This is a genomic window from Idiomarina sp. 28-8, from assembly GCF_000320945.2.
Classification (GTDB): domain Bacteria; phylum Pseudomonadota; class Gammaproteobacteria; order Enterobacterales; family Alteromonadaceae; genus Idiomarina; species Idiomarina loihiensis.
The window spans coordinates 94,391-114,603 of the sequence record NZ_DF266789.1 but is presented as its reverse complement, the minus strand read 5'-3'; the positions used below and the strand labels follow the sequence as shown (position 1 = coordinate 114,603).

Below are 20,213 nucleotides of genomic sequence, written 5' to 3'. Positions count from 1 at the left end.
GGCGTTTTTTTATGCTCGATCCAATATCTCACCTGATGTGAACCTCAGGCTACGTCATCTTTATCTCTAGCGGCTTCAGGGTATCTAAATGCACATCGCGCTGTGGGAAGGCGATAACAATATCGTTCTCGGCGAATAGCTTATCGAGCTTAAAACGAATATCAGACTGTACCCGGCGAATATCCATAGGGGCTTCTACCTCGGTCCAGAACAGTAAGTTGAAGGTTAAACTGTTATCACCAAAGTCGTCGAAGAAAACCTCAAAAGGTAAGCGTTGAACAATTTTCTCGTGTTGGCTGGCGGCTTCCATCATCAATTCGCGGACTCTGTCTATCGGCGAGCCATAAGCAACGCCCACGGTGACTGTGCTGCGTATTTCAGTGGATATCAGCGTCCAGTTCACTACGCGCTGTTCCAGAAAGTAGCTGTTTGGTACCAGCACATGCACACCGTCGAAACGTTTGATGCGAACGCAGCGGTTACCAATTTCTTCAATACGACCGCGTTCGTTCTCCAGCTCTACAATATCGCCAATGCGGATAGGGCGCTCGGCAATTAATATCATGCCGGAAATAAGGTTATTGAGCAGGTTCTGGGCACCAAAACCGACACCAATGGCTAATGCACCACCCAGAACCGCGAATATGGTAATAGGGATGCCAGCGACCGGTAGGGCAATGAGCACAATAAGTACATAAGCCAGAAAAGAGAATAACTTACGAAAAGCATAAATGGTGTTCTGAGAGGCGTGGCCGGATTTTAAGGCACGCTTAACCAGACTAGAGCCTATCCAGCGTATGACGATTACGCCAACAATAATCAGCGTAATAGCAATAATGACCTGGCTTAGGTATATCTGCGCGTCTCCGGTTTTCCATAACTCGACATTCCAGATTCTATTTAAACCAGAAGAGATGTCTGTCCAGGACATTTGCATAATCTATTTACCTATTATAGTGAATCTTTCTTTGTAATTTACGCGAAAAACACGTACATTGCGCGCTCAATTTTTACCCTATGATCCTGGATGTTGACTACGTGATTTCTGCTGCAAATATCACCATGCAATTTGGTGCAAAGCCTCTTTTTGAAAATATTTCTGTTAAATTCGGCAATGGTAACCGTTATGGCCTGATAGGCGCTAATGGCTGCGGTAAGTCGACCTTTATGCGTATATTAAGTGGTGAGCAGGAGCCTTCGGCTGGCAATGTGTCGCTGGAACCCAATATTCGCATCGGTAAGTTGCGTCAGGATCAATTTGCTTACGAAGACTACAGTGTCGTTGATGCCGTTATTATGGGCCACGAAGAGCTGTGGGCGGTAAAAGAAGAACGGGACCGCATTTACAGCAGCGGCGAAATGAGCGAAGAAGACGGCATGCGTGTGGCCGATCTGGAAACCGAATTTGCTGAAATGGACGGTTATACTGCGGAGTCACGCGCCGGTGAGTTATTGCTGGGGCTGGGCATACCGGTAGAGCAGCACTTTGGACTGATGTCTGCGCTGGCGCCGGGTGTAAAAATTCGGGTGTTACTGGCGCAGGTACTGTTTTCTGAGCCGGATATTATGTTGCTGGACGAACCGACCAACAACCTGGACATTAACACCATTCGCTGGCTGGAAGGCGTATTAGCCGAAAAGCAAAGTACCATGATTATTATTTCGCACGACCGTCACTTTTTGAACACGGTTTGTACGCACATGGCAGATATTGACTATGGCGAGCTGCGTGTGTATCCGGGCAACTACGACGAATACATGTTTGCCGCCACTCAGGCGCGTGAACAGTTAATGAGCGATAACGCCAAGAAGAAAGAGAAAATTGCCGAGCTGCAGAGCTTTGTTAGCCGTTTCTCGGCAAATGCCTCGAAAGCCAAGCAGGCTACCTCACGGCAGAAACAAATGGAGAAGATTCAGCTGGATGAGGTTAAAGCGTCCAGTCGGGTTAATCCGTACATTCGCTTTACCCAGGAAAAGAAACTTTACCGGTTAGCGCTTGAAACCGAAAACGTGCGTAAGAGCTTCGAAGACGAAGCGGTTTTGAAAGGCCTGAGCACTTCGATAGAAGTGGGCGAGAAGGTAGCCATTATCGGCGCAAACGGTATCGGTAAAACGACCTTGCTGAAATGTTTGATGGGCGAGTACACGCCGGATTCAGGCAGCATCAAGTGGTCTGAAAATGCGGCGATAGGCTACTACGCGCAGGATCACGCGCACTGGTTTAAACAGGATATGACCGTTTACGAGTGGATGTATCAGTGGAAAAAAACGGGCGATGACGAACAGGCGATTCGTGGTGTGCTGGGTCGTATGCTGTTTTCTTCTGATGACATTCAAAAACCGGTATCTATTTTATCCGGTGGTGAAAAAGGACGGATGATTTTCGGTAAATTGATTTTGCAGCGCCCGAACATTCTGGTGATGGACGAACCGACCAACCACCTGGATATGGAATCAATAGAGTCGCTGAACCTGGCGCTGGAACAATTTGAAGGCACTTTGCTGTTTGTCAGCCATGACCGCGAGTTCGTCTCGACTCTGGCTACGCGTATTATCGAAATTACCGACAAAGGCTTACGCGACTTTGCCGGCAGTTACGATGAGTATCTGGCGCAGTTGGCTGCGGTTTAACGCTGCACCATTTTCTGGGCGCTCTTGACCAGTTCGTCAGGGTCGCCCATTCGCTCCGGCTTTGTTACGCCGCGTTGGCAGGCAGGGCGCTCGCTAATGGTGTTCATCCATCGCTTCAGATTTTCCAGCCCATCAAGGCTAACACCGGACCAGTCGTGGGTACGCACCCAACACCAGTTGGCAATATCCGCTAACGAGAAGTTATCGCTCGCTAAGTATTCAGATTCGCCTAACCGCGTGTTCAGTACTTCCAACAATCGGCGGGTTTCGTTCTGGTAGCGCTCAATGGCCGACGGCAGTTTCTCTGGAAAATATCGATAGAAGACATTTGCCTGACCCATCATCGGGCCGATGCCTCCCATCTGAAACATCAGCCACTGGATCATGCGTGACCGTTCTTTCGGGTCTTTAGGATTAAGCTTGTCGTAGGTCTCAGCCAGATACAGCATAATGGCGCCGGACTCAAACACCGCGAAATCATCGTTATTTTTATCGACAATCACCGGAATACGACCATTAGGGTTCATTTTCAGAAACTCCGGGCGTTTTTGCTCATTTTCCTGCAACTGCACATGGTGCAGTTTATAGTCCAGCCCCATTTCTTCTAATGTAACCGTGGCTTTATAACCATTGGGTGTCGCTGAGGTGTAGAGTTCAATCATGTTTATTCCTTAAACCTTTGATGAGTCGCGCTGTTTCATACGCTCGTACCAGGCTTTTAGATTAGGCCAGCGGTCATCGACTCGCAACTGAATTCACCTATCCCGACTTTAGCGAGATTGAAAGGTGCCCTTCAAGCTATTAGCAAAGGCTATGAACTTCTCTTTTATGGTGCGTTTGACTTTCACTTCAACCGAGCCAAGCAACTGGAAGCCTTCAATTTGTATATGCGGAGCTTGCTTTAAGTTGCCCATAGACGGGGCTTTATTCTCGGTAGAGCCAAGAATGCTAAACACGTTGGTGCTAATGGTAATTTCTTCAGGGACAAAAACTTCAAGACTGGAAAGGCCACCTATAATTTTTATAGTAACGTCCGGATGTTGAAATATGGCATCGGTAAAGTCCAGTTCTACAGAGCCTAGCAGAGAGTAGATGGTGATCTCACGCGGCACTGTCCACACGCCACAGCGTTCATTAGAAGACAGTATGGATATCACCTTTTCCGTTGGTTGAATGCGTCCTTCGCCGTAATGTGGCGAGAACTGCTGTTCTTTCATGCTGTCGTATGATGTGTCTGGCTTCAGCTCCAGGTCTTCTACCAATTCGGCAAGCTGGCTATGTTCAGTCGCATCCATGGCGTGATCAAGCCGACGTTCAAAGGCTTCTTCTGATAACTCACCGTGGCCATAGTTCATTACCAACTGATCAATCGTCTCTTCGCGGACTTTTTCCAGTGGGCGGTCTTCAAATTTTACACTCATTGTGGTTCCTTGTTGTTCTTATGCTCTTATTATGGACAACAAAGCAATTGTTAGGCCATAAATAAATCATAATAAAATCAATGGGTTAATATTTTTGTTTTTATTCGATTTTGTGTGTCTGACCAAAAATTAGGAAAAGTTACCAATTATCGGGAGTTCGGTTGATCTTCTACGAGTTATTAACTTAACTAAAACCTAGAAAAATAAGGTTACTTTAAACGGATACGGCCATGAGTAAACTACCTTTCGTTGTTGATGCCCATACCCACCTTTTTAACGCTCGCTATGTGCCTTTGCAGGGGATTCTTGAGAGTTGGGGAATTTGGAAAATACCGGCAAAGCTGATTAGTAAACTGGCTTATTCCCTAACTGCCAGTTCCACGTTAAAAGAGCGGCTAGAGTCGTTTTCAGTGACATCGAAAAAAGGCGCCACTGAAAAAATCTGCAACGAATTTGCCCATCTGGTTTGTATTGAAATAGAGCATTACTTGGCAGAAGAGTTAGTCGAAGCCTATCAGGAGCAATTCACTAACAGCGAGCTGTACTCGGTTCTGAAGGAAATACACCAGTATTATGGTGACAGTGAATCGGCTCAGGAACTTGAGTTAGACTACATAAAAACGAAATGGACTTTCAACGCAGAGTCTCATACTCAGGATAAAATATCGGGTTGGTTCTCTGGCATTCACAAAATGATAGAGCGAATGCTGAGAAAATCGCTGGAGTTTCTGGAAGACGCTGCGGACAAAATAGACTTTGTCTTGAATATGCTACGCAGCGAAGTCGGGATATTTAAGCGGTTAGAAGGCTATTACGACAACTTCTCAGAACGTTATGTGTTTTTTCATTACATGATGGATATGGCTTACCCATTTGACGACAACCCCAAATACGATTTTTATGATCAGCAGTTGGAGCGTATGACGGCGTTGGAGAATTTTTCGGAAGGGATAGTTCTTGGCTTCTCCGCTTTTGACCCTTTACGTTTTGTTTCTCAATCTTCCTCTGACCGCGTGCTTCGTGATGCTATAGAAAGATCATTGGAACATGGCAAGGCAGGGTTCAAGTTTTATCCTCCTATGGGTTACAAGCCTGCAGACAACGAAGCTAACGTGGAACGAGTTGTTGATTATTTTCTGGATTTTTGTGTGGAGTATTCAATTCCAGTTTTCACTCACTGCACCCCGGAAGGCTTTCAGGCCTATAAAGGCTCGGGCCTGAATTCAGACCCGGATTATTGGGAGCAAGCGCTGAAAAAGAACAAGCAGCGAGAAACCATGAGACTCTGCTTTGGTCATGCCGGTGGTGGGAAACGGAAGATGAACGGGCGCTGGGTTAAGGGTTGGCTGTCGGATACGGAAGACGAATGGAATGATCAGAATAACTACGCTCGTAAAGTTGTAGAGCTGTGTCGGCGCTACGAGCATGTCTATTGTGATTTGTCCTACCTGCACGAAATTGTCGAAAGCAAGAAAGCCCAGGAGAGCCTGGCTAAACGACTTGAAATAGAGCTAACGCGTGAAGCCACTGCCGACAAACCTTTTAAACTTGCCGATAAAATAATGTACGGTAGCGACTGGCATATGGTGTCTATGGTTAATGATATTGAAAGGTACTTCGGGCAGATAAAAGCGATTTTTGAAATGCAAAAAATGCAGCTTTTTGCCGATAGGTTTTATTTCAAAAATGCGCTTAAGTACGTTGATTTAGAGGCTTACATTGCACGTGCGGAGAATGTCTTTAGTCAGGATTACATTGCACGGCTTAAAGAGATTAGAACGCACTTGATGTAGCCTGACGCTAATGCGTCAGGTGAGATAGTTAATTAGCTATAGAAAGTCTATGAGAAAAGACGTGATTACTAGGCGAACTGAGCTAACAGGTAACCGGTAATGAACAGACTCACAAAAAGCAGGGCGGCGAGTGCAAATGCTTTTGCGCCGCCTTGTTTGATGACGCTGATGTGTGTGAGCATGCCTAAAGCGGTCATTGCAATACACAGTAAATAAGTGGCAGCTGCTGTGAATGCTGTCGTCACGTCGTCCGGTATCCAGTTCAGTGAGTTGATGATAATAGCGCCAATGAATAGAAAAGCGAACCAAGGAACGGAGACTTTATTATCACCACTTTCTTTGTCTGAACCTTTTGACTTTTGTCTCATCCATACTGCAAATGTTAATAACACAGGTACTAATAAAACCACTCTAAGCATTTTTTCCAATACCGCCATGTGTGCCGCGTTTGAGCTAACTGAGTCGCCGGCGACAACTACTTGTGCAACTTCATGGACGGAAACGCCCACCCATAAGCCATACTGGGCCTCGTTGATATCGAAAAATTGAAACACTAATGGCATAAGCAGCATAGAAAGCGTGCCAAATACAACTACGGTGCTGATAGCGGTTATTACTTTGTGAGGTTTGGCTTTAATGATTGGTTCCATCGCAGCAACGGCTGCTGCACCGCAAATAGCGCTGCCCACGGCAACTAAAATCGCTTGCTCTTTATCAAGCTTAAACAGCTTGGTTCCGGCCCAAATACCGACAAACAGAATAACTGATACCATGGTAACCGCGCTGAATAGACCGTAAATACCAACCTGAGATAAGGCTTGTAAAGTAATATTGAAACCGTATAAGACAATGGCAACTCGTAATATTGATCCTTTAGCGATATTTAATCCAGGAGCGAGCGGTTCTTTGCAACGTGCCGGTAATATATGGCTGACCAGAATCCCAACGCCAATGCTGATTAATAGCGGAGAAACAGACTGAATAGCTGGAAGCCATAGATGGAGCTCCACAACACCTATTGCTAATACAACCGCTGCAATGAGCCCTACGATAGGATGGTTCATGGTTATGCCTTGTATTGATTCTTGTATTTAGGCTGGAGTATAGTGCAATCAATATTAATTAAAATTTAATAAAACTTTATAAAGTTAAAATATATTTATGATTAATTTGCGCCAACTTCAAGTGTTTAAAACCATTGCGGAAACCAGCGGTTTCACTGCGGCCAGTGTGCAGCTAAATATGACCACATCTGCGGTATCTATTAACCTAAAGGATATTGAACAGCAGCTGGGCACTCGGTTGGTGATGCGGGAAAGAGGACGAAAGCATCGTTCACACAAGGTTGAACTCACTGTTGCTGGTATGTGGCTGTACGAGCGAGCCCAAAAAATGCTATCGCTTAGTGACAGCACCGAACGATACTTTGAACAGTTACACAGTAATCGACGGGAAACGTTAAACATAGGTGCCAGTCAGACTGTCGGTAATTATTGGTTGCCGGCTTATATCAATGTGCTAAAACAACAACGTTCCGAGCTCAAAATTAATGTTTATATTGGTAATACCGATGAAATACTCAGCCGAGTTGAGTCGTTTCAGGACGAGATAGGGCTGGTTGAAGGTCCAAGTTCACGCGACGACTTACTCACTAAGCCGTTTAAGGAAGACAGCATGACGCTAGTTGCGCCGCCCGATGACAATGGTAAAGCGTTGGAAGTACAGCCTTGGCTTATTCGGGAAAAAGGCTCTGCCACTCGCCGGCTTACTGAAAAACTTTGGGCTAAGCTTGGCATTAAGCCAGCGAACGTTATTGAATTGAATACCAATGAAAGCATTATTCATTCGGTGGCATCAGGTATTGGAGTTGCCTACGTTCCTAGTATCACAACACCACTTATGTTGGAAGCTGGGTTAGTTAGAGCTTTGCCGACAGAAGGCACGCATCATCGCACCTTATATTATGTGACTCATCGAGACTTGTCCTTTTCAATGGCGTGGATAGAGCGGGTCATAGCTGAGAAAGCCTTATAAGTCATTTATTCCTGGACGAATATTCCGGGAGCTTGCTTTAAATTTTTAACGGGCTATGATGGATTCAGTTGTTAAGAGGACATCATGTTTAAGTCTAACTATTCTATACAGAGTACCGCTCTCACCTTTCCAAATTAAGCCGGACGCGCTTTAAGCGTTCGGCCTGTCTGTTATTCCCTTTAGATAATTTAATGTTCAGTTCGGTTGGAGATAAAGCCGTGCTTAAGCGTGCATTCAGGTTTTGTAAAACCTCGGTTTGTCCGTCAAACCCAATTTTTCAGGAAGCGGGGCAGCAAATGCTGATTGATCCCGTGGAGCTTAGTATTTTACTGAATAGGCTTGAATTCAGTGAGTCAAAAGAAGCGTTAATTGAAAAACGAATTCGAGTTGGAGCATCCGCTGTTCTACGTAATGTGAAAACAATGGAGCAGGTAAAGGTTAGGTTGGTTCCACCAGAGCTGGCGGATACCGACAACTATCTAGTGTCTTTTATTTCTCCCTTAGGCTCGACATTGCTTGGGCTTCGCGTAGGAGATATTGCAACAGTTATCGTTAAAGATATATCAATAAAGTGGGAAGTCCTGACGGTAAATCAAAATCGTCCCGCATCTGATAATGCTTAGAAATGAATTTAACGGAGGGTAGTGCCTTGGAGTAACTTAGTTGTGCAAAGTGCGGATTAATTTAAACATTTGAACAGATAAGGTGAATCCAATGAGTAAAGAAAAACAAAAGAAAAAACCACAATTAACATTGAAAGAAAAACGAAAAGAAAAGAAGAAAAAGAAACTTGATGAGTAGACTTAAAGGGCTCTCCGGAGCCCTTTTTTATGGGAGAGAATATGAATACTAGACCTAACATCGTTATTTCATGTGTCGATATGGCAGTTATTGAGCATCATTTAGATGAGACGCGTTTGCCTCGGGAGTTTTTGGATGAGTTAGAAGTTGAGCTGGCTCGCGCCAAAATTGTTGAGCCGAATGTTATGCCGGCCAATGTTGCTTGTCTGAATCGGCAGGTGACCTTTAAGGTTTTAGAAACAGGGAAAGTGTTTACTAAAACTCTGACTGCACCTGATCAGGTAGATAAATATGATGACAGCTTATCGGTTTTTGCTCCTTTAGGGGCGGCGCTTATTGGTCTTTCCGTAGGGCAATCTATTCAATGGAAAACAAATCGTGGTTTACAGTCAGTTGAGATTGTTCATGTCGCGAGTTAGATTACTCGCTTATAGAGTAATGTTCGACCTAGCGGCTTTAATCAAGTGAGTTTGAACATAATTGACCGTTCGATATCCACTATTGTCTGTTGGCAGACTTAATAAGGAGAGTTTTATGGCGCATGGCGTAGGAATTGCGAAGTTAGACGAGGCGCTCGGGGCGTTGGAAGATATGACTGAAGGTGTTAAGCCTATTACACTGGAAGAGTACCAGCAGCGCGTTGCTAAGGCACAGCAATTGATGCAGGAAAAAGGCATCAGCGCTATGTATTTAAACGCAGGTACTAACCTGGAATATTTTACCGGCTTGAAGTGGTACCCCAGTGAACGTTTGGTCGGCGCCGTTATCCCGGTTAAGGGAAATGTCACCTTAATAGCGCCCGCGTTTGAAGTCGGTTCATTAACCCAGGCTATGATACTGCCCATGGATACGGTTTTGTGGGACGAACATGAATCACCTTATGAACGGTTGCTGAACTTTTTAGCGGAGCATTTTTCTGATGGCTATAAATTGGCGTTGGATGAGTCCACACCATACAGCGTTGTAGCGAAGCTGGAAGAGCGCAAGCCAGCTGAAACAATGTGTGACGCAAAAGTCATTACCGCTGCCTGTCGTATGCATAAGTCGCCCGCAGAGCTGGCGTTAATTCAGACGGCTATGGATATGACCATGGCCGTGCACAGAGCCACCGGTGCCATGCTGCACGAGGGCGTAACCGCTTCTGAAGTTAGAGGTTTTATTAATGAAGCACACCGAAAGGTGGGCGCGTCTGGGTCGTTTTTCTGTATTGTGCTGTTTGGTAAAGGAACCAGCTACCCGCACGGTGTTAATTACGAGCAGAAGCTGGAGAAAAACGACTGGGTGCTTATTGATACCGGTTGCAAGCTGCACGGGTATCACTCTGATATCACCCGTACTTACCCCTTTGGCAACGCGACTGAAGAGCAACAGACGTTCTGGCAGTATGAACGAGACTTACAGCAGGCTGTTTTTGATGCGGCTCATATAGGTAAAACCTGCGAATCGGTTGATGACGCAGTTCGGGTTAAATTGAGCGAACTGGGTTTAAAAGCCGATTATCAATTACCCGGTGTACCGCACAGAACAGGCCATGGTATCGGTATGGACTTGCATGAATGGCCGTATTTAGTCGGTGGGGACAAGACCGAATTGGCACCGGGAATGTGCTTCAGTAATGAACCTATGGTAATTAACCCGGAAAAGTTTGGCGTGCGCCTGGAAGACCACTTTTATATGAGCGAAGAGGGGGCTTTTTGGTTTACCGAACCATCCCGCTCTGTGGATGACCCGTTTAACCTTCTGTGAGCGCATGTAGCCTGACATTTATGTCAGGTGAGATATCGCACCTGATGTGAACATCAGGCTACTGGTACAAAACTGGCACAATGGCTAAAATGCAAAAAGCCCCGCACTTGCGTGCAGGGCTTGAGAATGCTTGGTGCCGGAGGCGGAATCGATCTGGTTGCTTAACGGGTTGATTTATAATAATTTATATTTATGGTGTTCAAGCTCTGTTACATTGCGTGTTACTAAAGTGTCTCAGCAGCAATAAATTTGTGCTCTGGCCCCGATTAAGTCTAGCTAAAAGATAATCTCTAGTGGTTATGATTCATTTTTTCTAAACTTTAAAAATCGGTAGTAAAACTCTGCTTCCTCACCGTCACAAGTGACAACGAGCTTATCATTGTATAGTAGCTCTAATGCTCTCTCTACCGATTTTCGGTTAGTTCAATCAGACGCTCGGGATTTATGTAGGTAGTCATTTCCAGTTTCAAGGTATTGAAGTCGCCATCCCAGTCACTCAGAGGATGTTGGATTAGAATGTTAAGGTATCGATAAAATACGAAGTTATAACTCGGCTGGTTTGACCATTTTCCTTTTGATAGTAGGGATGAAGTATGCAAAAAGGAGTTTCTCATGGCATATAAAGCTTTAGTATCTCTATCGTTATCCCCCAAGCCACAAAAATAGTACAGAGACTTCTTTATGGGGCTGGCATCCGAATTGCTGAATACTGGAATATCACTGCGTGAGTAACAAAAACCAATTTGGTCCAACACCGTAAAGGCTGCTGCCACCGGAAGAAAGCTTCTGGAATAGGTCTGAAATTTCGCATGTCTTATTTCACGAATAACAAGAGATAAGTTTGAGCAAAGTGTGCCTCCTTTAACTCTGAGCCAGTCACGATGATAATTTAAATGTACGAACGCTAGTTCTTTAAGAGACAAATCGGTAAACGGCTTATTTTTTATGGCATTATGAAACTCTTGGTAATTCATTCTTCTTCCTTGATTGAATGGTTTTGTTCAGGCTGTGACTACCTGTCTGAGCTTTGAATAGTAACGATAAGCTGTTGTCTCAGTTTATATAAGGAAGCTCTATTCTCCGGCTGGTAGAGGATATTTCAAAGATACTTTCTTAGTTTCTATTTCTCTTGCATTAGCTCGTGTGTCGTGAAAATACCAAATATTATTAAGCGACAATTACGGTGGCCGGTCTAGCGGCAATTATCTTGGCCGGTTGATCTGATAAGGTTCGGCACAGCAGAACAGAGGGAGTTCACTGTGCCGGGAACACGAATCACGGATCAACAGGTCATGATCTATATGAAACACAGAACACGAAATAGTCAGGTTGTCGCTGCTGCTAAAGCAGGCATTTCAGAGCGCTCAGCGCGGCGTCTTGATAAAGTTAATCAACAAACGAATGACGGAAAGCGCCATTGGCGCACTCGAAAAGATCCACTTGAAGCGGTATGGGATAGCGTCGTCGTTCCTATACTCGAACAGGATACGGACATCACGCCTGTCGGTGTTTTTGATCACCTTTGCGAATACCACACAGATAAATTCAGTCCCGGCTCGCGTCGTACACTTGAGCGCCGTATCCGTAAATGGCGCTCTCTGCATGGACCTGCTAAAGACGTTGTGTTTATGCAAACGCATGAATACGGCGCACTCGGCATTACCGATTTTACTCATGTAAAATCGCCGGTCACCATTGCCGGTGAACCGTTAAAACATATGCTGTTCCATTACCGGATGCCCGCCAGCGGCTGGGCTTTCATCCAGGTTATCTACGGTGGCGAAAGCTTTGCGGCCTTCTCCGATGGCTTACAAAATGCGTTACATGCCGCCGGCGGTGTGCCCCGGGAAATCCGTACCGACAGCTTGAGTGCAGCTTATAAAAATCACTCATCGGCTGATGATTTAACTGAGCGCTTCAATGACTTTGTTAAGCACTATGGTTTTAAAGCAACCCGCAACAACCCGGGCGTTGCGCACGAGAATGGTGCTATCGAAGGTCCGCACGGGCATACTAAGTCACAGGTCGAGCAGGCACTTAAAATCCGCGGTAGTTACGACTTCGACAGCCGTGATGCGTATGAAGCCTTTGTCGCTAGTGTGGTAGCACGGCGTAATCGTCGCATCAGCGACAAATACCAACTCGAGCAGCGGCAATTACAGCCGCTGCCTCGGACAATGAGCGTCAATTACACCGAGCATTATGTCACGGTGTCGCGGACAAGCACGATTTGCCTGAAGCGCGTAACCTACACGGTGCCATCACGGCTTATTGACAGTCGGCTGCTGGTTCGCCTTTATGATGACCGACTAGCGCTATTTTACGGTACTGACTTTGTACTCGAACTTGAGCGTGTTTATGCCGGTAAAGGCGCACGCGCTCGCAGCGTCAATTACCGGCACGTCATTGATGCACTGGTGAAGAAGCCACGTGCGTTCCGCCATTCACAGTTACGCGATGACTTATTGCCGGACGACAATTACAAGGCCATCTGGCAGTACGTCGACGCTACCCTAACAGCTGATAAAGCCAGTCATTACATGGTAAAACTGCTCCATTTAGCTAAACAAAGTGGTTGTGAGCGTCAATTAGGCCGATTTATTGCCGCGTCAATTACCCAGCGACAATTACCGGCCATCCGGGAGTGTGAAGAACGCTTTTTAGTTATCGAGCCAAACAAGCCATCACTTACCATCAAGCAACACAGCCTAAGCGCGTATGCCAGTATGATACCGGGAGGCCTGCATGGATAACGCAACGGCCTCATTATCACTCATGCTCAAGCAGCTAAAGCTCGCCACCATGGTTAAAGAATGGGACGCGTTAGGCAATAAAGCGGTGAAAGAGCAATGGAGCCCCCAGCAATACTTATCGGAGCTCTGCCACATCGAGCTGGCAAACCGCGAAGATAAGCGATTACAGCGGTTGCTGAAAGACGCCAAGTTACCGGCTGGAAAAAACCTCGGTAACTTCGACTTTAATCTGGTCGACGGTATCTCTAAACATCAGATCATCGACCTGGTTAACCAACCCGGTTGGTTGAAACTGGGCTCTAACGTCTTATTGTTCGGAGCCAGCGGACTAGGTAAAACCCATATCGCCAGTGGCATCGGTTATGGACTTATCGAGCAGGGCTACAAAGTTAAGTTCATTGCCGCCTCAGCCATCGTACAACAGCTACAGCAGGCGAAACAGCATCTTCGCTTACAGGATGAGCTGCTGAAACTGGATAAATACAACCTGCTTATCGTTGATGACGTGGGTTACGTTCGCAAAACCGAACAGGAAACCAGTGTGCTGTTCGAGCTAATCGCGCATCGATACGAAAGACACAGCATGATCATCACATCAAATAAGTCGTTCGAGCAATGGGATGAACTGTTCGACGACTCAACGATGACTATCGCCGCCATCGATCGGCTGGTGCATCATGCAACAATCCTTCACTGCGAAGGGGAAAGTTACCGACGCAAAATGGCAATGAGCAACGGTAGCTAAAAATCGGTATCAACCGGCCAGGATAATTGCCGGAAAACCGGCCAAGGTAATTGACGCTACATACCAAATATTGAATTTTCTTTCAGAGCTCCATGTGTCATACATGCTTTTTCCTGATTCGCTGGCATATACGCCCATTCCTTATATCGTTATGCTTTGCATTGAAGAATACTTTTATCATTGAAATGCAACAAGTAAAAAGCTAACAAGCGCCAGTTGACCTTGCCATTGTTGGAAGGTTTATATTTTAAGATATTCGGTAAATATCGCGATAAGGAGGCAACAATGAGCGGTAGTGATAAACATGATAAATCAGCAGTAATACGCTTGCCGATAAAAGGGATGACGTGCGCCTCATGCGTCGGACGTATTGAAGCCGAGCTCAAAAAGGTTGAGGGTGTTGATGAGGTTGTGGCCAATCTTGCTACTGAACGTGCAGATATTCGCTCAGCGGAGCCGGTTGATCGTGCCTCACTTATTACTGCAGTAGAGAGGGCTGGCTACTCAGTACCGAATCAAACGACTGAATTGGATATTGAAGGCATGACGTGTGCTTCATGTGCCGGTCGTGTCGAACGCGCGTTGAAAGACGTTGAAGGGGTAAGTAAGGCAACAGTCAACGTTGCAACTGAACGCGCCAGTGTGACGGGTGATGTAGATGTTGAAGCATTGGTGGCAGCGGTTGATGGGGCCGGATATGGCGCTAAGCCCGGAGACCACGCGACAAGCGATAACGATGAGTCAACACGCAGGAAGAATGCTGAACAACAGCAGCTAAAACGCCAATTATTAATAGCGGTAGCGCTGACAGTTCCAGTGTTCGCCTTGGAAATGGGCTCGCACTTTATTCCTGGCGTTCAGCAATTTATTAATGACGTTATTGGTAGGCAGGTTAGTTACTATCTGCAGTTTGCCCTCGCAAGCCTCGTTTTATTTGGGCCTGGTCTGCGCTTTTTTAAGCATGGTGTGCCAGCGCTTTTAAGAGGCGCACCTGATATGAACACGTTGGTGGCACTAGGAACATCCGCCGCGTGGGGGTACTCCGTTATATCGACCTTCTTCGCTCATGTTTTGCCGTCGGGTACGGTACATGTTTACTATGAAGCGGCCGCCGTCATCGTCACGCTTATCCTGTTGGGACGCTTTATGGAAGGTCGGGCCAAGGGGCGGACGTCGCAAGCAATAAAGCGGCTGGTCGGCTTGCAGGCTAAAAAAGCGCGCGTACTGCGTAATGGCAAGTTGGTGGAGATAGCCATTAGCGAGGTTGAGTTAGATGACCAAGTAGAAGTGCGCCCAGGCGAACGCATACCAGTTGATGGTGAGGTGACTGAAGGCGACAGTTACGTCGATGAATCAATGATCACTGGCGAGCCGATTCCAGTGGAGAAACAGCCTGGAAGTTCTGTAGTAGGGGGTACGGTCAATCAAAAAGGTGCGCTTAGCGTTTCTGCTAAAGCCGTTGGCAATAGCACCAAATTGTCGCAAATCATTCGTATGGTGGAAGAAGCTCAAGGCTCGAAATTACCGATACAGACACTGGTGGATAAGGTAGTTCTTTGGTTTGTACCCGCCGTTATTGGTGTAGCGCTTTTAACGTTCACGATTTGGCTATTGGCGGGTAAAGAACCTGCTTTAACATTTGCACTGGTCAATGCAGTGGCAGTACTTGTTATTGCTTGTCCCTGCGCGATGGGGCTGGCCACACCGACTTCAATCATGGTTGGAACGGGACGCGGCGCTGAAATGGGCGTGTTGTTTCGCAAAGGAGAAGCTCTGCAACTGTTGAAAGACGCTCAATTCGTTGCCGTTGATAAAACAGGAACCCTGACCGAAGGTAAACCGGTGCTGACCGATTTAGTTGTGGCAGAAGGCTTTCAGCGCAATACCGTGCTGGCGCGTGTTGCTGCAGTCGAAGCCAAGTCTGAACACCCCATTGCCGGAGCTATTGTCGAGGCGGCCGAGAAGGAAGACCTTTCGTTACCAACCGTCTCACACTTTAATTCGGTTACGGGGTTGGGTGTTGAGGCTGAAGTCGAAGGGGTAGCAATTAAGGTGGGTGCGGACCGTTATATGCGTAAAATTGGCGTTGACGTTGACCCATTCGCAGACAGCGCCGAAGCGCTTAGTAATAAAGGTAAGTCCCCACTATATGTTGCGATTGACGGACAGCTTGCGGCGATTTTGGCAGTATCAGACCCGATTAAGCCCGGCACATCTTCGGCAATACAAGCGTTGCATGAGCTAGGGCTTAAGGTGGCCATCATCACGGGTGATAATCAGCGTACCGCTAACGCAATAGCCAGCCAGTTGGATATTGACCAAGTTATTGCTGAGGTGTTGCCGGAAGGCAAGGTAGAAGCGGTCAAAACACTGCAACGCGACTATGGAAAACTTGCCTTTGTAGGAGACGGCATCAACGATGCGCCGGCACTGGCGGAAGCCGATGTGGGTATCGCTATTGGTACTGGTACAGATATCGCTATAGAGGCGGCGGAAGTTGTCATTATGTCAGGCAATCTAAGAGGGGTACCCGACGCTATCGCGTTGTCACAGGCCACCATTAATAATATCAGGCAAAACCTATTTTGGGCCTTTGTTTACAATACCGCGTTAATACCCGTAGCAGCAGGAATTCTGTACCCAGGCTTTGGTATTTTGTTGTCTCCAGTTTTTGCCGCCGCAGCGATGGCATTTTCATCGGTATTTGTGCTTGGTAATGCATTGAGGTTACGGCGTTTCAGGGCACCTAGTGAGGTCTAACATGGATTCAGTCGTCAATGAATAGGCGGTCAGTATGAATATTGGTAAACTTGCGGCAGCCACCGGCGTTTCGGCTAAGATGATCCGGTACTATGAAACGGTTGGTTTAATACCTAAAGCAGCTCGAACAGCCGCCGGATATCGAGACTACTCTGAACATGATGTTCAAACTCTGCGTTTCATACATCGCGCCAGAGACTTGGGCTTCTCAGTCGAACAAATGAAAGCGTTGGTTTTACTATGGCGTAATCAAAATCGATCGAGTGCCGATGTTAAACGGCTTGCATTGGAACATATTGCTGAACTTGAAGAAAAAGCGCACAAGCTGAAGAAAATGAGTAGTGCTCTGATGCACTTAGTTGACCATTGTCACGGCGATGCTCGGCCGAAATGCCCTATAATTAGCGGGCTGGCTGAGCAAAGAGAGGAACTGTAGGAAGTCGAGGCGTTGTCTTGGTTTGCTTAGATGCAATGACCTAATTATGAACGCGCTCTTAGAACGATTGATTTTCATCAGTCAAAAGGGGTAAACTCCATCTATGTGCTTAAAGCAAAGTTTCGTATGAACCGGCTAATCATCTGTTTACTGTTATTATCAGTAGTAATAATGTCGTTCTCTTTCACTGTCAGTGCGAATGAGGCATGCATGCACAATTCGACTGAACAAGCGTGTGATGTCGTGGATTGCGAAACAATGCACATGAACACCGACGGCGAGAGTGTTCAATATTCTGTGTCAGCCAAATTTTCATAAATCTATGTAGCCATCCAGTCGACCCTCGAAGTGGATGGTTAGCTGAGACAGTGTCAGATTCCAGTTCTGCACCGGGTGCGACCAGCGCTCAGTTGCTTTTAACATACCCGCGTACAGCAGCTTAAGCAAGCTACTCTCATTGCTAAAACCGCCTTTGGTTTTGGTTAGTTTTCGGAACTGGCGATGTACGGCTTCAACAGCGTTGGTTGTGTAAATAACTTTCCGCACATAGTCCGGGTACTTAAAATATGTTGAGAGTGTCGGCCACTTATTGCGCCAGGATTGAATGACGATGGGATATTTATCGCCCCATTTTGTTTCTAAATCATCCAGCGCGCTCTCGGCAGCGGACAATGTCGCGGCTTTATACACGCATTTTAAATCGGCCATGAAAGCTTTTTGATTTTTGCTGGCCACGTACTTCATCGAGTTGCGAATTTGATGAATGATGCAGTGTTGCACCTCCGCTTTCGGGTAAATGCTTTCTATGGCTTCGGGAAAGCCTTTTAAACCGTCTACGCAGGCAATCAGAATATCCTGAACGCCTCGATTATGGAGATCGGTCAACACACTCAGCCAGTGATGGGCGCCTTCTGATTCGGATAAATAAAGCCCCAGAAGCTCTTTTTTGCCGTCAATGTTGAGGCCAAGAATGGTATAAACAGCTTTGCTGATAAAACGGCCATTCTCTTTGATTTTATAATGAATGGCATCGAGCCAGACAATGGGATAAACCGCTTCTAAGGGTCGTTCACGCCATGCCTGAAGCTCCGGCAGAAGCTTATCTGTGACGGCATTGATGGTGCCGTTTGAGACATGAATGCCGTACAGGTCTTCAATGTGCATGCGAATGTCTTGATAGCTGGTTCCAAGCGAAAACAGCGCAATAACTTTACGCTCCAGCTCATCAGTTAAATGCGTCTGATGTTTTTTAACCAGTTGCGGCTCAAATGAGCCGGCTCTGCCGCGGGGCGTATCGAGTTCAAAGCTACCGGCAGGACTCTTGACCGTTTTTGACGTCGAGCCGTTCTTGCGGTTAGATTGCTCTTTATCACTGAGATGCTCTTCAAGCTCAGCCTGCATCGCAGCTTCGGTGAGTTGTTTGATAAGCGGTGTAAGAATGCCGTCTTTGCCCGTGAGGTCTTTGCCTTCACGCAATTGCTTTAAAGCGGCATCCATATCGAAATTGGTTTTGGTCATATGTCATCTCTTTTTTGCTTAGTTTAACGAAATGACACAGAATTCTGAACACTACCTTCCGGCCTCCTTACCTCAAGACTTGCCACTTCTCAGATATTTAACCAAGGCAAGAATGAGCAGTACCAGTACAATGAGGACGAGTAGGCCAAAAATGATGGGAACCAGCATCATTGAGCCACTCATCATACTGCAACCCATCATGCCTTGATCCATCATACCGTTTGTGCTCATTTCAGCGGGATTAGCTTGTGCAGCGGCAACTGCTGGGCCGGCGAAAATAGCCAGAATAAAGAATAGTGCTTTAACATACGTCATGGTTGAGCCCTTATCAGTGAGTGATCGTCTCTGACAATATTATTACGGCTAAGGTATTTTTCAAGCTAGCTAATATCTATTTATTATTTAAATTGACGTTTGCGACATCCTGAAGCCCATCGCTAAGAGAGGCCATTAAAGGACAATAAACAGCTCCCTGCTGCGCGCTGCATTGCTGAACCAGACCACTCAATGCGCGTTCAATATGTTGTAAATGCGATATTTTTTGTCTAACGCTATCAAGTTTTTGCTCTCCTAGCTCTCTGGCTTCATCACAATGAACGCCATCCTGCAGTTTTAATAGCTCTGCGATTTCATCCAGGCTAAAACCAAGCCATTGAGACGTACGAATAAAGTGAAGTCTTTGCAGCGCATGATTGCCGTAGTAGCGAATACCCCCATAGGGTCGCTCGGGTTCGGCCATTAATTTTCGTCGTTGATAATAACGAACCGTCTCGACACCCACCCCCGCGGAGGCGGCCAGCGTACCAATTGTCATCAGCTCTTGTTTTTCTGACATAACGGTTGACTCCGTACCCAGATACGGCTCTAAGGTTAGCATAGATCAATACACTTATGCAGAGGATTATTGTTATGCCAAACCCCAAATCTGGACGAGGCTCTCTTATTGCGGGCGGCGCTGCAGCGTTATTGGCTTCAGCGTGTTGTTTGGGACCGCTGTTGTTACTCTCTCTCGGAGTGTCCGGTGCATGGATTGGAACCCTGACAGCACTTGAGCCATATCGTCCGGCATTCATTGCCATTGCACTGATTGCTTTGTTCTTCGCCTGGCGCCGGATATACCGTCCTGTTGGTAATTGCGGGCCAGACGATATTTGCGCAAGGCCAAAAGTGCGTACGGGTTATAAAGTGACGTTCTGGCTGGTTGCAGTGCTTATATTAACCGCGCTGTTATACCCCTATGTTGTACCTTTCTTTTATTAAGAGGCAATACACGATGAAAAAATTAATGATCACAACCTTATTATTCTCACTGTTTAGTTTACCCACTTTAGCGGCTAAGCAAACTGTTACGTTATCGGTTCCCGGAATGACGTGTGTGACTTGTCCTATTACGGTGAAAGCGGCACTGAGACAGGTCGAAGGAGTTAACGCCGTCGACGTTCGTTATGAAGAGCGGGACGCAACGGTGACGTTCGACGATGCGAAAACCTCCGTTGAGGCGTTGACTCAAGCAACCACTGATGCGGGTTATCCATCCACATTGAAAAAAGCCTCGGTGACACAGGAGTAAGGTTT

The 20,213-nt window shown here is 46.4% G+C and carries 20 protein-coding genes; 12 read left to right on the top strand and 8 right to left on the bottom strand.

Going from position 1 to position 20,213, the window contains the following annotated elements:
* Window positions 1-49: 49 nt before the first annotated feature.
* Window positions 50-937 (bottom strand): mechanosensitive ion channel family protein, encoded by an 888-nt coding sequence (locus tag RJ32_RS00780; protein WP_034818312.1) that lies wholly within the window; start codon window positions 935-937, stop codon window positions 50-52.
* A gap of 101 nt (window positions 938-1,038) precedes the next feature.
* On the opposite strand from RJ32_RS00780, the gene RJ32_RS00775 reads away from it, so the two are divergent.
* Window positions 1,039-2,631 (top strand): ABC-F family ATPase, encoded by a 1,593-nt coding sequence (locus RJ32_RS00775; protein ID WP_034818311.1) that lies wholly within the window; start codon window positions 1,039-1,041, stop codon window positions 2,629-2,631.
* On the opposite strand, the gene RJ32_RS00770 is transcribed toward RJ32_RS00775, so the two are convergent.
* Both RJ32_RS00770 and RJ32_RS00765 read right to left on the bottom strand, forming a co-directional pair.
* A complete protein-coding gene (locus tag RJ32_RS00770; protein WP_034818310.1) occupies window positions 2,628-3,293 on the bottom strand; it encodes a glutathione S-transferase family protein in 666 nt (221 codons plus the stop codon). The two genes, RJ32_RS00775 and RJ32_RS00770, sit on opposite strands and share 4 nt — an antisense overlap.
* 108 nt (window positions 3,294-3,401) lie before the next feature.
* Window positions 3,402-4,052, bottom strand: a complete 651-nt coding sequence (locus RJ32_RS00765) for a DUF1707 domain-containing protein (RefSeq protein WP_034818309.1) — start codon at window positions 4,050-4,052, stop codon at window positions 3,402-3,404.
* Window positions 4,053-4,282: 230 nt separating this feature from the next.
* On the opposite strand from RJ32_RS00765, the gene RJ32_RS00760 reads away from it, so the two are divergent.
* Window positions 4,283-5,845, top strand: a complete 1,563-nt coding sequence (locus tag RJ32_RS00760; protein WP_034818308.1) for an amidohydrolase family protein — start codon at window positions 4,283-4,285, stop codon at window positions 5,843-5,845.
* A gap of 68 nt (window positions 5,846-5,913) precedes the next feature.
* Here the strand turns inward: RJ32_RS00760 and RJ32_RS00755 are convergent, their stop codons facing one another.
* On the bottom strand, window positions 5,914-6,909 hold the full coding sequence (locus RJ32_RS00755) for a YeiH family protein (RefSeq protein WP_011233881.1): 996 nt from the start codon (window positions 6,907-6,909) through the stop codon (window positions 5,914-5,916).
* Between the two features lie 97 nt (window positions 6,910-7,006).
* Here RJ32_RS00755 and RJ32_RS00750 point away from each other — a divergent pair, with 97 nt between their 5' ends.
* The 4 genes from RJ32_RS00750 to RJ32_RS00735 all read left to right on the top strand — a co-directional run bounded on the left by RJ32_RS00750 (window position 7,007) and on the right by RJ32_RS00735 (window position 10,426).
* A complete protein-coding gene (locus tag RJ32_RS00750; RefSeq protein WP_011233882.1) occupies window positions 7,007-7,879 on the top strand; it encodes a LysR family transcriptional regulator in 873 nt (290 codons plus the stop codon).
* Between the two features lie 218 nt (window positions 7,880-8,097).
* A complete protein-coding gene (locus RJ32_RS00745; protein ID WP_158511966.1) occupies window positions 8,098-8,502 on the top strand; it encodes a GreA/GreB family elongation factor in 405 nt (134 codons plus the stop codon).
* Between the two features lie 219 nt (window positions 8,503-8,721).
* Window positions 8,722-9,099: a GreA/GreB family elongation factor gene (locus RJ32_RS00740; protein ID WP_324186825.1), complete on the top strand. Its 378-nt coding sequence runs from the start codon at window positions 8,722-8,724 to the stop codon at window positions 9,097-9,099.
* 115 nt (window positions 9,100-9,214) lie between these two features.
* On the top strand, window positions 9,215-10,426 hold the full coding sequence (locus tag RJ32_RS00735; protein ID WP_011233885.1) for a Xaa-Pro peptidase family protein: 1,212 nt from the start codon (window positions 9,215-9,217) through the stop codon (window positions 10,424-10,426).
* A 404-nt stretch (window positions 10,427-10,830) separates the two neighbouring features.
* Here RJ32_RS00735 and RJ32_RS00730 read toward each other — a convergent pair whose 3' ends face one another.
* Complete coding sequence (locus RJ32_RS00730) at window positions 10,831-11,400, bottom strand: hypothetical protein (protein ID WP_034818306.1); 570 nt, start codon at window positions 11,398-11,400, stop codon at window positions 10,831-10,833.
* A gap of 285 nt (window positions 11,401-11,685) precedes the next feature.
* Here RJ32_RS00730 and istA point away from each other — a divergent pair, with 285 nt between their 5' ends.
* The 4 genes from istA to cueR all read left to right on the top strand — a co-directional run bounded on the left by istA (window position 11,686) and on the right by cueR (window position 17,120).
* On the top strand, window positions 11,686-13,179 hold the full coding sequence (gene istA / locus RJ32_RS00725; RefSeq protein ID WP_034818305.1) for an IS21 family transposase: 1,494 nt from the start codon (window positions 11,686-11,688) through the stop codon (window positions 13,177-13,179).
* Window positions 13,172-13,924, top strand: coding sequence for an IS21-like element helper ATPase IstB (gene istB, locus RJ32_RS00720; RefSeq protein WP_034818303.1), 753 nt, complete (start codon window positions 13,172-13,174; stop codon window positions 13,922-13,924). Before istA ends, istB begins: the two co-directional genes overlap by 8 nt.
* Before the next feature lie 285 nt (window positions 13,925-14,209).
* Window positions 14,210-16,684, top strand: a complete 2,475-nt coding sequence (locus RJ32_RS00715; protein ID WP_034818300.1) for a heavy metal translocating P-type ATPase — start codon at window positions 14,210-14,212, stop codon at window positions 16,682-16,684.
* Between the two features lie 34 nt (window positions 16,685-16,718).
* Window positions 16,719-17,120, top strand: a complete 402-nt coding sequence (gene cueR / locus RJ32_RS00710; protein WP_034818298.1) for a Cu(I)-responsive transcriptional regulator — start codon at window positions 16,719-16,721, stop codon at window positions 17,118-17,120.
* 312 nt (window positions 17,121-17,432) lie between these two features.
* Here cueR and RJ32_RS00705 read toward each other — a convergent pair whose 3' ends face one another.
* The 3 genes from RJ32_RS00705 to merR all read right to left on the bottom strand — a co-directional run bounded on the left by RJ32_RS00705 (window position 17,433) and on the right by merR (window position 19,473).
* On the bottom strand, window positions 17,433-18,638 hold the full coding sequence (locus RJ32_RS00705) for an IS256 family transposase (RefSeq protein WP_034818296.1): 1,206 nt from the start codon (window positions 18,636-18,638) through the stop codon (window positions 17,433-17,435).
* A gap of 72 nt (window positions 18,639-18,710) precedes the next feature.
* Window positions 18,711-18,953: a hypothetical protein gene (locus tag RJ32_RS00700; protein ID WP_034818295.1), complete on the bottom strand. Its 243-nt coding sequence runs from the start codon at window positions 18,951-18,953 to the stop codon at window positions 18,711-18,713.
* 76 nt (window positions 18,954-19,029) lie between these two features.
* On the bottom strand, window positions 19,030-19,473 hold the full coding sequence (merR, locus tag RJ32_RS00695) for an Hg(II)-responsive transcriptional regulator (RefSeq protein WP_034818315.1): 444 nt from the start codon (window positions 19,471-19,473) through the stop codon (window positions 19,030-19,032).
* Between the two features lie 74 nt (window positions 19,474-19,547).
* Between merR and merT the strand changes: the two genes are divergently transcribed.
* Together merT and merP are read left to right on the top strand one after the other, a co-directional pair.
* Window positions 19,548-19,898 (top strand): mercuric ion transporter MerT, encoded by a 351-nt coding sequence (merT, locus tag RJ32_RS00690; RefSeq protein WP_034818293.1) that lies wholly within the window; start codon window positions 19,548-19,550, stop codon window positions 19,896-19,898.
* Between the two features lie 13 nt (window positions 19,899-19,911).
* Window positions 19,912-20,208 (top strand): mercury resistance system periplasmic binding protein MerP, encoded by a 297-nt coding sequence (gene merP / locus RJ32_RS00685; protein ID WP_034818291.1) that lies wholly within the window; start codon window positions 19,912-19,914, stop codon window positions 20,206-20,208.
* Window positions 20,209-20,213: the final 5 nt, after the last annotated feature.

Excerpts from the sequence above, each read along its gene's own strand:
- RJ32_RS00780 (WP_034818312.1), bottom strand. The coding sequence starts at position 937 with ATGCAAATGTCCTGGACAGACATCTCTTCTGGTTTAAATAGAATCTGG.
- RJ32_RS00770 (WP_034818310.1), bottom strand. The coding sequence starts at position 3,293 with ATGATTGAACTCTACACCTCAGCGACACCCAATGGTTATAAAGCCACG.
- RJ32_RS00765 (WP_034818309.1), bottom strand. The coding sequence starts at position 4,052 with ATGAGTGTAAAATTTGAAGACCGCCCACTGGAAAAAGTCCGCGAAGAG.
- RJ32_RS00760 (WP_034818308.1), top strand. The coding sequence starts at position 4,283 with ATGAGTAAACTACCTTTCGTTGTTGATGCCCATACCCACCTTTTTAAC.
- RJ32_RS00755 (WP_011233881.1), bottom strand. The coding sequence starts at position 6,909 with ATGAACCATCCTATCGTAGGGCTCATTGCAGCGGTTGTATTAGCAATA.
- RJ32_RS00750 (WP_011233882.1), top strand. The coding sequence starts at position 7,007 with ATGATTAATTTGCGCCAACTTCAAGTGTTTAAAACCATTGCGGAAACC.
- RJ32_RS00740 (WP_324186825.1), top strand. The coding sequence starts at position 8,722 with ATGAATACTAGACCTAACATCGTTATTTCATGTGTCGATATGGCAGTT.
- RJ32_RS00735 (WP_011233885.1), top strand. The coding sequence starts at position 9,215 with ATGGCGCATGGCGTAGGAATTGCGAAGTTAGACGAGGCGCTCGGGGCG.
- RJ32_RS00730 (WP_034818306.1), bottom strand. The coding sequence starts at position 11,400 with ATGAATTACCAAGAGTTTCATAATGCCATAAAAAATAAGCCGTTTACC.
- istB (WP_034818303.1), top strand. The coding sequence starts at position 13,172 with ATGGATAACGCAACGGCCTCATTATCACTCATGCTCAAGCAGCTAAAG.
- RJ32_RS00715 (WP_034818300.1), top strand. The coding sequence starts at position 14,210 with ATGAGCGGTAGTGATAAACATGATAAATCAGCAGTAATACGCTTGCCG.
- cueR (WP_034818298.1), top strand. The coding sequence starts at position 16,719 with ATGAATATTGGTAAACTTGCGGCAGCCACCGGCGTTTCGGCTAAGATG.
- RJ32_RS00705 (WP_034818296.1), bottom strand. The coding sequence starts at position 18,638 with ATGACCAAAACCAATTTCGATATGGATGCCGCTTTAAAGCAATTGCGT.
- RJ32_RS00700 (WP_034818295.1), bottom strand. The coding sequence starts at position 18,953 with ATGACGTATGTTAAAGCACTATTCTTTATTCTGGCTATTTTCGCCGGC.
- merR (WP_034818315.1), bottom strand. The coding sequence starts at position 19,473 with ATGTCAGAAAAACAAGAGCTGATGACAATTGGTACGCTGGCCGCCTCC.
- merT (WP_034818293.1), top strand. The coding sequence starts at position 19,548 with ATGCCAAACCCCAAATCTGGACGAGGCTCTCTTATTGCGGGCGGCGCT.
- merP (WP_034818291.1), top strand. The coding sequence starts at position 19,912 with ATGAAAAAATTAATGATCACAACCTTATTATTCTCACTGTTTAGTTTA.